Genomic DNA, 11,635 nt, shown 5'->3' with positions numbered 1-11,635 from the left:
ATCGCGTCGGTTTGCGCTGTGCTGCAACATGTCCGGTGCCGGGAGTGGACCGGAAGTCCCGAACTCGGGTGCGCACCGACGCGATTGACCCACAGCGGACTTGGAGCGATTGCTTGGCAGATCAGGCCCATACTGCACACGGGTGCGGTTTCTCGATCTTCCGCTCATGGTCCAAAGGGGGACGCCTCATGAAATCCGATCGAACAATTGAGAGAAGCTACCTCCGACAATGGCGCCTGCTGGTCGCCGAATACGAGGCTGTTAAATCTGGAAACTCCACGACATTTACTAAGGTACGAGATTTCTACGCGCACCATGGCACTTGCTCGCAGACCTTTCGAAAGTACTACAACCGCTATTTGGCTAGCGGGCTCACGAGTGATCTGCTCCCGCGACGGCGTGGCCCGAAACATCGCGTCAAGTCAGAGACCGAGGTCATCGCTGCAAGAGACGCTGTATTCAAAGTACTACATTCTCCGCCGTCCGATTTCGGGTTCAATCGGTCGACGTGGAAGCGCGATGAGCTGCAGCAGGCACTAAGGATATCGGGGGTGCTATTGAGCAAGCGGGACATTCATTCCGTTATCCGCGCTGCTGGTTATCGATGGCTGAAAGCAAAGCAGGTCTTAACAAGCAAAGACCCTGAGTACCGTAATAAACTTGACAACGTGAAATCTATTCTGCGGGACTTAAGGGGTGATGAGGGCTTCTTCTCGGTCGACGAGTTCGGACCGGTCGCCGTTCTAAAGCGCGGCGGGCGGAGCCTTGTTGCTCCCGGCGTGAATGTGACCGTACCTCAATGGCAGAAATCGAAGGGAACGTTGATCATCACCGCAGCCCTAGAGCTTTCCACAAATCAGGTAACGCACTTTTACTCGGAGAAGAAGAACACGGCAGAGATAATCAAGCTTTTGGATGAATTGCTAGCTTGCAATCTCCGCCTGTCGCGGCTCTATCTGTCTTGGGACTCGGCTTCGTGGCACATGTCCAAACAGCTAGCGCGTCGGATCGCGTCAAACAACGTGATGGCAGAGGTCACGGGCTCCGCCCGCGTAGAGACAGCGCCATTGCCCGCAGGCGCGCAATTCTTAAACGTGATCGAGGCGGTGTTCAGCGGAATGGCACGCGCAATTCTTCACAACAGCGACTATCCATCTGTTGAGGGGGCCAAGCGAGCGATCGACAGGTATTTCGCTGAACGTAACTTGTACTTCCGGGAGCATCCGAAACGGGCGGGTAATAAGATCTGGGGCGGCGAGCGGGAAACGGCCGCATTTTCGGAGAGTAGCAACCACAAGGACCCGCGATATAGGTGACCTGAAGAGGTCCGCTATTGGCCGATATTGTTGCAAAAGTCGTTTTTCGCCGATGACCAAAATTCTGCGGGCCGTGGGTGCGACTTTCGCGTACAAGATGCGAGGGACCTCACGGCCTCACGCAAAATTCACAGGCGACTTCGGTAACGCGATTGAGGTCATACGAATCAGCGGTCGCTCGCTGCGCAATGTTTTCGCGAAAAATCTTGAGCCCTGCAACTTTCGACTTTTGCAACACAATCGGCCCCGCGCGGACATGACCAAGTGCGCCTCGCATGTCCGCTTCCGACCGCAAAGCGGACCTCGCCGCTTCCGAAACGACAGGTTTATGAGTACACGCCCTAACGCCGTGAGCAATGATCGAAGATTTTGATCAAGAACTGCTGCACCGACGTCGATCGTTCTTAGAGCGCCGAGCACGGCTCCCCTCGGTTGACCATGGGAGGCGGATCACCGCTCCTCCACACCGCATGGACGATCTCATTGAAGCCTCGACTAATTCTGACCGGCCCCGCGGGTTCAGTTGGATAAGCTACGGTAGCAACCTACGTATCGGTGCCTGCTCAAATGAGAGCTGGCTAAAACCAACGCTACGGCCAAAACTTCGAGAACATAACGATCGCCATTCATCGGAACCTCGGGGGGGGATGGCGATGGTTACGCATTCAAGACAGCCGTTAGAGAGCTTCGTCGTGAGGGCTTTAAAATCGTCTTTGATAAGGACGCCTGCCTCTATCGCAACCTTGGCCGCGCGGAGGCAAATAGATGGAGACCTGCACCGAAAGCGAATCTCGTCGAGGCAATGGCCGGAAGAGCTAACGGTTGAGCGCGTTCGCAAGCTGGTTATGGACCTACAGCGTCAAGCCCAACTGACAGATGGCCCAAACTTACCGCCATGCAGATGCAGAACTACTGTTATAGAGGCTCGATGGGGATGTTTCTGGCTTTCGTGATTACCCGAATTGCCATGTTCAAGAACATCCTGAAATCGCGGATAATGGTTTCAAGCTCATCAGCGGCGCTCCTAACATCAGGAATGCCTAACTCCTTAGATTTTCCGCTGCCGCCCTGTGAAGTACCCTTGATCACCGCTCTTGAAAGCTGAGACCCTCGTTCCTGTCGAAAATGTATACTCGCGTGAGCTGCGATATTGCGGACGACCTTTTGCTTTTTTATGCGGTCGCGCTCAATTTTTTCCAGTGATCTCGCAACTCCGTCTCAGCAGATCGCAGCACGGCGTAATCCACTATCTCGAGCTTGCGGGTAAAATTCTGATGACAATAGAAGATCCGCTCAGACTCCTCTTCCGGTACCGGAAGGCTGAATATTACGAAGAACGACGCCAGATACTCTTCTATGTCAGACAGGGCCACGATAGTTCGCCCGACTTGAAGATGCATCTCGCTACGGTCTTGCAGCTCCTCTCTGAAGCGGCGCTTCATCATTTCGAAGAAGTCGTTTCCTTCGTAATGCTCCGCCTTCGTGACTTTGATCGGCGTGTCAACCATCGGTCTCTCTTGCGATTCAGCAGACGTGTCCCGACTTTCAGGGCCCGCTGATGCTAACGACTTATCCTAGAAATATTTCGAAGCTTAACCGGGCTATGACCGGCGCTTGCCAATAGGCTCGGGCTTTTCGGAGGGCGATTGACCGGCCGCTATTTCAACATGGTGTGTTTTCGCCCTGACAAATGTATAACCGGATACACCGGCCGCGACTATACCAAATGAGATCGCGATTATTTCAGCAGCAACGTGATTTGCTGGCGGCGCAAACGCTAAGATTAGGCCAGCAATTATCCCGAATAGCGCTGAAACACTGTAACCCGCTAGCTGCTTGATACTCTCCCACTTGATATATTCAGTGACGATGGTCGTTTGGGCCTTCATAGCTTCTTTGCCCTCGGCGCCGAAGGAGCTGCCTCGGAAGGTTTGATAAGCTTCTGGCCTTGGATTATCGGCGGCCTTGTCTCGTTCTTGGTCGTGGTAATCGTGACCAATCGAACCAGCCCTGTACCGTCCGGTCTGCTGCTGTTTGGGGGCGGCGCGGCCACGGTAATTGTATGTGGTCTGATTGAAGCGTCCGTGACCGGGGTGTTTGTGGGACGATCGGTCGGCGATGTTTTGGACGCCACGCTGGGCTTAGGACTTACGAGTCTGTTCTCGTCGGGCTTGTCGCTATTGCCAGCGTACCCCCTTCTTAAGGTGCTCGGCAGAGTGAAATGACGAGAAAAGCCGCCAACGCGGGGCTTTGTCGTTAGTCGGATATCTCGTCGTCGACCTTCTGGACTTCGACGGCAGGAGCGGTTTCATCCACTCCATGGCCCCTTTGAAGCAGCCAGTCGGCCGCCTGGGAGGCGTACGACGCGATGGAGAAGATGGCTCGGTTGTCCGCCTTCAAAGCCTTGAGCCAGTTATCCAGATAAGCCGGGCTCTGGGCCCCGATGTACGAGTAGCCGCAGTTGGCGCAGATGAAGGCTGATCCTCGCCTCTCATTTTAAGAATCTGACTTCGAATAATATCCATTATCGTAAGTCAGGCCGCGGGAAGGGCGACCAGCTTGCCGGCCTGGGTACGAAGATGTCCTGGTAGGACAACCTCGGCCTCTAGATCGCGGTGACCCGACGTCACAACATCATCGAGCCATGGCGAGAAGATCAATGGTCGCCCGGGGTTGAAATCAACCATCCTCAAAGTGGCGCTCTCGACGAGGTGGAGTGCGGCCATCTTGTCTGCCGCTTCTACCCAGACCGCTTCCTTGAGATTGGAGGCTGCCCATTTTTCATCGTTTTCTCTGGTGTCCGTCTGGACAAAAAACAGCGCAGAGCCTGTGGTCGGATTGTCCTTCCCTGACCCGATGGGTAGGCCCGTCGTCTCTCGCTCCATCCCGGCACCCCGAGAGACGGCGGGCTTTCGCGCCATTGGAAAGGGCAATTCCCTCGATCATCGATAGTGTGCGATTTTGCAACCGCGAACGTTTTACGTGCATTGCAAAAGAGTTCAATCGCCACGCGAATCATCTATTGGTGGCTTAGAAGCATTATTGGAAGTCAAGATATTGCGGTTAAAAGAATCTCTTTGAACTAATCTTGCTGGAACTCCTTTGCGCACCTACGTGGAACAAATATCGAACTGTAGGTCGGGAGATTTCAATTGAACGTTTTGCAACCCGGGCCTTGGCCCACCATCGCAGAATATGACGCACTGCTGATGGACGTCGCACGTCGCATCCAGCTGACTAAGACGAAGCACGAGACCGCTGAAACCAATTTCCGCGCTCTATGCAATCACGTGGATCGCAAAGGCAGCCCGCTCGAAGATCGTGTGATCGAGTGCTACCCGAGCGGCAGCTTCGCTACGGGTACGGCCATCGCTTCTCGCGTCAAAAAGGCTCAGCATGACGTTGACGTCGTGATGGAACTCAGCGTCGATCCTGGCACGTCGCCGCAGCGTATCCTTCAGCTTTTATTTGAAGCAATTAATGGCGAGGCGGGCAGCAGCTATCATGGGATGGTTACTCTCAATAGCCGTTGCATCACGGTGAAATATGCTGATGGGACCACGGTTGATCTGATGCCGATCGCTCGCATCCACGGACCAGAGCGGGCCGGGCATCTTTTCCACCACAAGAAGGAGACCGGCGAGAGCTATCATAAAAAGGTCAATCCGTGGGGCTTCGCCAAGCACTTCAACGATCATGTTGATTTCGATCCTGCATTCCATGAGCTGTTCAAGGGTAGAAGGCTGCTGGTCGAGGGCGGGATCGTTGAGAAGGCTGACACTCAGCCGATGCCCGACCACGTGCCGTTCGAGGAGAAATCAGCCCGTGTCGTGGCGTTGCAACTCATCAAGCGAGCTAGGGACATCGCCTACCGATCATCCGGCCGCAGTGGTCTCCGCAAGCCACCCTCTGTGGTGCTGGCCGCAATGGCATTGGATGCAGGCCCCGTGAAGTCCAGTTTGTTGGACGAAGTCATCGCTATTGCGACCCATATCCGACTGCGGTTGACGGAAACGAACGGTGTCCGCGGAACGGTCCAGGTATTTAACCCGGCCTATCAGCCAGATGAGTTTACCGATCGATGGCCTGAGAACAAGACCGCGCAGCTAATGTTCGACGGCGATCTCCGTCGTTTGATCATCAGTTTGCACAAGCTGCGAAACGATAGCCTGAGCCTTGAAGAAAAGCGTGATCTCTTGAAGGCGTTGTTTGGTGAGACCGCAGCGACCTATGCAATCGAAAGCAGTCTTGATGCGTCCCGACACGAGATGGAGGCGAACAGGCTGCGGGTGGGCAACAGCGGAAAGGTGCTCGGCGCATCCACTCCTGCCATTGTAGGAAGTTCTACTGCGGCACGCTCTGCGACTCGCGAAGGAGGAGGGATGTTGTCTGAATGACGTCAATCGCCGAACAGATCGAAGCGATGGCGTCGCAGTGGCCAGGATTCAAGGTCATCGAGCACAGCGCATCGGAGGTGGAATGGCAGGGCGTGCTCGCTCCTGATAAACGTGAACATCTTGTTCGCGTCCGGCACAGAATTCCAATGGTGCTGGAGAACATCTCGCTCCGAGATGCGCAGCCGCGCGTTCAAGTTCTCCGACCGTTGCTTGAACGCCATCCTGATTATGAGGAGGGGCCCGTACCACATGTGTATCCAAGCAAGGTAGATCCATCTCTGCCTTATCTTTGCCTCTTCAGCCCGACTATGCGCGAATGGGACATCAACGATCTAATCGCACATACTACGATTTTTTGGGCTGCCGAATGGCTCTATTTCTACGAGGGTTGGTTAGTCACCAGAAAGTGGCGCGGCGGTGGTCGTCATCCCGGCCCGGCGGATGAAGAGAAGCAGCTTGAGCCAAGAGAGACGGTCTAGCGGAACGCACCCAGGTTTACGTACTCCTCTGACCTGGCCGGAGGATAAGCCATTTCGCATTCTATCGATTGATGGTGGCGGGATAAGGGGCATTTTACCCGCGGCGATTCTGACCGAACTTGAAGAACGTTATCTCAACGGTCGATGCGTTGGCGACTACTTCGACATGATCACCGGTACTTCAACCGGCGGCATCATCGCATTGGGTTTATCGTTCGGCAAACCAGCGAGCACTATCCTTGATCTGTACATGCAACATGGGAGCAAAGTCTTTCCCCCTGCTTGGTGGAATTTTTTACGAATGCGGTCGGCTTGGAGATGGTGGAGAGCCGTGCAGGATCATCGATATGATCCAGACAGTCTTAGAGTCTTGCTAGACTCTGTGTTTGGATCATTAACGATTGGGAATGCGCTCCGGCGACTGTGCATCCCTTCGTTTGATGGCTTCACTGAGGTAAATGTTTTCAAGACTCCCCACCATTTCGACTATCGGATGGATTGGAAGGAGAGCATGCTCACTGTCGCGATGGCGACGGCTGCAGCCCCAACTTATTTTCCGGTGTATCGAAGCGGTGAGCGAATGTTTGCCGATGGAGGGGTGTGGGCGAATAATCCCGTAATGATCGGTTTGGTCGATGCTCTCGTCTGCTATCAAATTCCTCGGCGTCAGGTGCACATTCTTTCCTTAGGCACAGGCGACACAGAGCTTCGTTTCACGGAAGGGCAACTACTTCACGGTGGGCTTTGGGATTGGAAGGAAATCATCATGTCGGCCATGCATCTGCAAAGTCAGAATGCGGTTGGCCAAGCTGGACTATTGATCGGTCGCGACCAGCTGATCCGCTTGAATGCGCCCACGCCTAAAGGAAATGAAAAACCTATCGATTTGGATGACTATGTGAGAGCAAGTAGCGAGCTCCCAGCTGTGGCGCGTCAGTTGGTCGACAATTCCGGCGACTCGATCCGCGACAGATTCCTGCTTGCTCCGGCAGACCCATATCCCCCGTTTTACGGACCTCGCTTGGTCGATCCCGACGTAATCTAGATCTAATCTCGCGATCGCCTCACGGGAAATGGAAATCGCGATAAGTCATTGATATTATTGGTGAGCGCGCTGAGGCTCGCACCCAGGACCCCCGTGATTAAAAGTCATGTACTCAGGTCCTCCGTGCGCGCCTTAGCTTGACCGCCAGACTGCATGATCAACAAAATAGATCTGCCGGCGGCCGTTTTGAAGGAAGACAGCAGGGCGCAAGCCTCGCTCACTAGCGGAAAACTACGGTTGAGATATTGTTGGGACTACCGTTGCAAACACCGGAGCTATTCTTCCGAGGTTGACAAAACACCCCTTTTCTCGTGCTAACGCCGTCGGCTCTCGCGGAAGAGGACGAGCTGCTAGTCCCGGGTTCTCGCCGCGTCGAGGATATCCACTCCTCTGCACATTGAGCCGCAAGCTACTGTAAAGGCGCTATTTCTTGGCGGCTCAAGGTCGCGATGCGAAAATAGCTACGCCGTATAGCTACACATCGCTGATCTGGAGAAGCTGACTTCCAATAACGACCAGCCCGCGGAAGTCGTGTGGTCCGGCGGGCCAAGTCCGAAGTGCGTGCCGCAAAAGCGGAGATGCCGGGATCCATCAAGCTGCGCTTGCGATAGGGGGCAGCGGACTGCCGCGCCCGGCACGCAGCCTCAGCCAAGTCGACCGGGAGGGTTGGTTGAACGTTGCCAGCGAGTGGGCGGAGGCGGCGTCCGAAGTCGGACCGACCATGTCGGAACAGCCTGTCAACTGCTGGAACTGCCACTGCATCAGCTGCGACTGGATGCTGACCGGGAGCCTCTTTGGCCTCAAGCAGATGCTCGATGAACGCCGCGGCGGGGAGGGGCCGTCCGGAGCGACGCGACCATTGTGGCGAAGTATGCGCGGCTCACGCTTGAGCACCAGGCCATCGTGACGGCCGAGATCCACCGCATACTTGAAGCCCCAGATTGCACAGAAAGCAAGATCGGCAACGCCTCGCCAGACGTGGCCGGCAGCTGGGACAGTAGGCATCTACAAGGATTGGCGGCGCCAGCCGTTGCTCTGGCAGCCGCATGTCACAGCGTGGGTCAACCCTTCGAACTTGCGGGAGCAAGACTTTGGCAGTTTGGAGCGTCCGCTTTACAAAGCTTGTTGTGTTCTCGTCCTGCGATCTCGCCAGCACCAGCGGCGAGCGCCTGAAGCAAAATTGTGATCCCGGTGGCCAGCGCAGCCCATTTGTTCAGGCGCGACGCTTCTGCCATCGTCCCCACCAGACTGATCTGCTTACCCGCTTTTTTTGCCCACGGATGGTTCATGCCGAGGTAGTACCCTGGGAGGTCTTTTGAATCGCCTTCGGATACCACTACGACGGGTGCCTGGTACCAGAGAACTGCCGATAAAATCCCCATGGGCACCGAAAGCCACGCGAGCAATGTTTGCGCCGTCTCCATCGCTCAATAACGCGGGGTCCGCGTGCCGAAAGTGCCGGTGTTCGGGTTGTAGTTGCCGCTAGTACCGTAATTGTCGCGCTGGGTCCCGTTCGGATTGGTCGCCACGTAGGGCGCCACGTAAGTGCCATTGCTGCGGGTGTAGCCTGACGCGGTGTGCGTGCTCGGATTAGAGCCGGCGCCAGTAAGGTATTGCGCATGCGCCGCGGTCCCAACAATCGCAAATGCGATTGCGAAAGCGATAGTTTTCATTTTGCTCTCCCCAAATGGTTTCATAAAACGACGCATGCAACCACAGATTCTGCAGCGATGTCGAGTCCGACAAAGGGATGCAGGACCGTTCTACCAAGGACGCCGCATTGCGTGCTCAGGCGTTAAGCGCGATCGCTAGGCCCGCCGGTTCGCGCTGGCGGGCCTAAGAGTTTCAATGTGGTGTAGATGGTCCTGCGGCTAATCCGGTTCATTCCAAAACGTCGTACTCAAAGGCCGTGCATCAGGCAATGGAAGCGGCAGCCCCGTGAGCAGCGCCTGCTCGAAGCACCTGAGAACGAAACTTCGGGGCTTATAAAGTACCATGGGAACAGGTGATTCTCGCAATCTGAGGGGTGGTATGGGACGAATTCTGTCGGCGCTGAAAAGAACTTTCGCATTCTTTGGTACGAATGTGTCGGTGATCGTCTCCATAAGCTCGATGTTGATCGCGCTGACGTCACTGACGTACACGATCTCAGCGCAGAATGCCGACTTACAATACAAGGAAATCGCGATTCAGCCGCGGCCCGACATCTCCCCGCTTTGGGAGGACGTAAGTCTGAGCGTTAAAAACCTTGGGCTGGGTCCAGCGGTGGTAGAGGAGATCGTTTTTCTGAAGGATGGCAAATGCGTCTCGTCCAATGGCAAGACCGTGGCGAAATGGAACGAAGAGTACGCCGAGTTTTTAAAGGAAACAGGGAGCAAAGTGTTCTCAAGTTCTCTGCCCCCCATGCCGTGGACCAAGGCTGGCCAGAAGGCGTACGACGTCGAAGTAGATCTGCTTCAAGAAAACGACACAGTACGGCCGAATGAAAACAGATACCTCTTCCGATTGGATGAGGGTACGCGAAAGCAGCTTCAGGCGCTTGACGGCAGTGTGCAAGCGGCTGTTAAGCAGAAGTTCGCACGAGACGCTTATGCGGTCCCGTTGTTGCTGGTCTTGTGCTCTGCGACCAATCGCACATGCATGTCGGTCGGCCATGCTGGCAAATGCTTGGAAGACACGGGCGATTGACGAATGCCGATCAGGCAAGGGCTCTTAAAGCGCCCGGCGCTGTCTGGCTTTCATCAGGCCGCGCCTCCCAATCCGCGACCAAGAACAACGAAGCTAGCCGACAGTGTCTGGGCCCGCCAGAGACTTCGGAGAGAAGACTGGACGGGCGGTTTTCTCCAGCGCCCGCGCTTCCGTCCGAGGGGAGGCCGGTGGGAGTGCCGGATTAGCGGCTACGATCTGAAGGAGCTTTGGAGGGCGATCAGCCTTCGCTGTGATCGCGCGCCGCGGACGTATGCGAGCTACTGCGCGTCGTGGGTGCGGAGAAGCGGGCAGGCAAAGGAAGTACCTGCACTTTACGAATCTGTCGCTCAGTGCTTCGCCGCTCTCTCTAGGAATTCCAGCATGGAGGGTGCCACGTCCTCGAATTCGACGAAGCGACGGCGCAGCTCATCCGCGACATCCGCGGTCACATCGCGCGACCAGCCTTCGGTCGTGTTGAAGGCGACGATGCGAGCTGGACGAATGTAATGGCCTTCGATCAGATGCCGCAGCAGAGTCGCACGATTGCCGTCCTCTTCTGCCGTTTCGGACCAGGCCCGCCCCAAACGGCCGCCGAAGTCCTCAAGCACAATGTAGACATCGTGGTTGCTCGCACTCTGCGGCACGATGGATGGAGAGCGAGCCATGAGACCGCGCCTGACTAGAGTTCTCTTCAGGACCCCAACCTGACCCCGAGCGGGTCGAAAAGGCTACGGCTAAAAAGGGGTAGGCAGTAGCTGTACTCCGGCCGGAGTCTGATCGGCGCCATGGGGCAGGATCAGCATGATATCGACGATCTGCGCGCATGGAGCACATCTGCCGGGATCAGGCACGGGAGAGCAGGGTGCCGGCGAGGTCGACGCGCTCCTGGAGATGGCGGAAAACTACGGTTGCGAGGCCGCCCGAAGTACGGTGGTTAGGACCGTAGATCGCTAGCGTCGCGCGCGGAAAATGAGAGCAATTTCAGCAAGGTTGACAGGACACCCCTTCCGCCAGTCAAGGCCAAAAAGCCAATATTTTCAGTATTTAGCTAGTTCGACTTACCAAAGGCGACTAGCCATTTCCCGGGTGATAAAACAAAACGGGAACTATTCAATACGCGCCCCGATATTCTACCTCGGAATCTCCAATTTGATTCGAGGGCAAGGGCGATGACAGTCCGAGTTTTCAAAGAGGTCGGCCGCTCGCGCATCTTGGTCGCCCCGGCTGAGCGATTTCCAGAGAACCTCGATCGACGGCTGTGGCAGATCGATGCGAGCGGCTTTCCCGACAACGCACTATCGGCTCAGGTTCGCCGCGATGGGTTTGTTTTAGGTCGGCTCATCACCCATGGCTAAAAGCGATAGACTGAATTCAATTCTCGAAAAACAGGATGCTGCCGACCGTGCGCACGTGGCCGAGTTGGCGCGACAGGCGATGGCCGATCACGGCGCAAAGGAAGCGAGAACGCGAGTTATAAACGAATGGCGGCATGTGTGCCGCGTGCTGACACGGACCGTCAACACTGCAAACGACGCAATGACCGGAAGCAGGAAGCTCTATCTGCAACATTGGATACCTACCGCCGCTGACAGCGAGAAATTAGCCGATGCGATAATCATGTTTGCAGAAAAACATCCCGATGATGTTCAGCGAAACTGCGTTGTAAGTGGACCAAGTCGGAAGAGTTTCGGTTTCCATTAATGAAGCAAC

General features: G+C 55.6%; 12 protein-coding genes. 6 read left to right on the top strand and 6 right to left on the bottom strand.

Annotated elements, in window-relative coordinates:
- Positions 1-188 precede the first annotated feature (188 nt).
- The gene (locus K3F49_RS21850; protein ID WP_234683000.1) at positions 189-1,316 is read left to right on the top strand and encodes an IS630 family transposase; all 1,128 of its coding nucleotides are present in this window, start codon (positions 189-191) and stop codon (positions 1,314-1,316) included.
- A 1,172-nt stretch (positions 1,317-2,488) separates the two neighbouring features.
- Here the strand turns inward: K3F49_RS21850 and K3F49_RS21845 are convergent.
- From K3F49_RS21845 to K3F49_RS21835, 3 genes are all read right to left on the bottom strand, one after another.
- Positions 2,489-2,824, bottom strand: coding sequence for a hypothetical protein (locus tag K3F49_RS21845; protein WP_234682999.1), 336 nt, complete (start codon positions 2,822-2,824; stop codon positions 2,489-2,491).
- Positions 2,825-3,572: 748 nt separating this feature from the next.
- Positions 3,573-3,788 (bottom strand): hypothetical protein, encoded by a 216-nt coding sequence (locus K3F49_RS21840; RefSeq protein ID WP_346657337.1) that lies wholly within the window; start codon positions 3,786-3,788, stop codon positions 3,573-3,575.
- 62 nt (positions 3,789-3,850) lie between these two features.
- Entirely contained in the window at positions 3,851-4,201 is a 351-nt protein-coding gene (locus K3F49_RS21835; protein WP_234682998.1) for a hypothetical protein, read from the bottom strand.
- 267 nt (positions 4,202-4,468) lie between these two features.
- Between K3F49_RS21835 and K3F49_RS21830 the strand changes: the two genes are divergently transcribed.
- The 3 genes from K3F49_RS21830 to K3F49_RS21820 are packed head-to-tail and all read left to right on the top strand — an operon-like array spanning position 4,469 to position 7,237.
- Positions 4,469-5,713 (top strand): nucleotidyltransferase domain-containing protein, encoded by a 1,245-nt coding sequence (locus tag K3F49_RS21830; protein WP_234682997.1) that lies wholly within the window; start codon positions 4,469-4,471, stop codon positions 5,711-5,713.
- Positions 5,710-6,192 (top strand): hypothetical protein, encoded by a 483-nt coding sequence (locus tag K3F49_RS21825; RefSeq protein WP_234682996.1) that lies wholly within the window; start codon positions 5,710-5,712, stop codon positions 6,190-6,192. The genes K3F49_RS21830 and K3F49_RS21825 overlap by 4 nt, the downstream gene beginning before the upstream one ends.
- On the top strand, positions 6,170-7,237 hold the full coding sequence (locus K3F49_RS21820; protein WP_234682995.1) for a CBASS cGAMP-activated phospholipase: 1,068 nt from the start codon (positions 6,170-6,172) through the stop codon (positions 7,235-7,237). Before K3F49_RS21825 ends, K3F49_RS21820 begins: the two co-directional genes overlap by 23 nt.
- 1,061 nt (positions 7,238-8,298) lie before the next feature.
- On the opposite strand, the gene K3F49_RS21815 is transcribed toward K3F49_RS21820, so the two are convergent.
- On the bottom strand, positions 8,299-8,661 hold the full coding sequence (locus K3F49_RS21815) for a hypothetical protein (RefSeq protein ID WP_234682994.1): 363 nt from the start codon (positions 8,659-8,661) through the stop codon (positions 8,299-8,301).
- Between the two features lie 3 nt (positions 8,662-8,664).
- Positions 8,665-8,910 (bottom strand): hypothetical protein, encoded by a 246-nt coding sequence (locus tag K3F49_RS21810; RefSeq protein ID WP_234682993.1) that lies wholly within the window; start codon positions 8,908-8,910, stop codon positions 8,665-8,667.
- A gap of 358 nt (positions 8,911-9,268) precedes the next feature.
- Here K3F49_RS21810 and K3F49_RS21805 point away from each other — a divergent pair, with 358 nt between their 5' ends.
- Entirely contained in the window at positions 9,269-9,925 is a 657-nt protein-coding gene (locus K3F49_RS21805) for a hypothetical protein (RefSeq protein WP_234682992.1), read from the top strand.
- Between the two features lie 347 nt (positions 9,926-10,272).
- Here K3F49_RS21805 and K3F49_RS21800 read toward each other — a convergent pair whose 3' ends face one another.
- Positions 10,273-10,590 (bottom strand): hypothetical protein, encoded by a 318-nt coding sequence (locus tag K3F49_RS21800; protein ID WP_234682991.1) that lies wholly within the window; start codon positions 10,588-10,590, stop codon positions 10,273-10,275.
- Between the two features lie 682 nt (positions 10,591-11,272).
- On the opposite strand from K3F49_RS21800, the gene K3F49_RS21795 reads away from it, so the two are divergent.
- Positions 11,273-11,626: a hypothetical protein gene (locus K3F49_RS21795; RefSeq protein ID WP_234682990.1), complete on the top strand. Its 354-nt coding sequence runs from the start codon at positions 11,273-11,275 to the stop codon at positions 11,624-11,626.
- Positions 11,627-11,635: the final 9 nt, after the last annotated feature.

It is taken from the genome of Bradyrhizobium monzae (assembly GCF_021458635.1).
In the GTDB taxonomy this organism is placed as follows: domain Bacteria; phylum Pseudomonadota; class Alphaproteobacteria; order Rhizobiales; family Xanthobacteraceae; genus Bradyrhizobium.
Note: the sequence above shows the minus strand (reverse complement) of the source record. Positions and strands in the feature narration are given on the sequence as shown.

Coding starts and splice junctions, on each gene's coding strand:
- K3F49_RS21850 (WP_234683000.1), top strand. CDS start 189: ATGAAATCCGATCGAACAATTGAGAGAAGCTACCTCCGACAATGGCGC.
- K3F49_RS21845 (WP_234682999.1), bottom strand. CDS start 2,824: ATGGTTGACACGCCGATCAAAGTCACGAAGGCGGAGCATTACGAAGGA.
- K3F49_RS21835 (WP_234682998.1), bottom strand. CDS start 4,201: ATGGAGCGAGAGACGACGGGCCTACCCATCGGGTCAGGGAAGGACAAT.
- K3F49_RS21825 (WP_234682996.1), top strand. CDS start 5,710: ATGACGTCAATCGCCGAACAGATCGAAGCGATGGCGTCGCAGTGGCCA.
- K3F49_RS21815 (WP_234682994.1), bottom strand. CDS start 8,661: ATGGAGACGGCGCAAACATTGCTCGCGTGGCTTTCGGTGCCCATGGGG.
- K3F49_RS21810 (WP_234682993.1), bottom strand. CDS start 8,910: ATGAAAACTATCGCTTTCGCAATCGCATTTGCGATTGTTGGGACCGCG.
- K3F49_RS21805 (WP_234682992.1), top strand. CDS start 9,269: ATGGGACGAATTCTGTCGGCGCTGAAAAGAACTTTCGCATTCTTTGGT.
- K3F49_RS21800 (WP_234682991.1), bottom strand. CDS start 10,590: ATGGCTCGCTCTCCATCCATCGTGCCGCAGAGTGCGAGCAACCACGAT.
- K3F49_RS21795 (WP_234682990.1), top strand. CDS start 11,273: ATGGCTAAAAGCGATAGACTGAATTCAATTCTCGAAAAACAGGATGCT.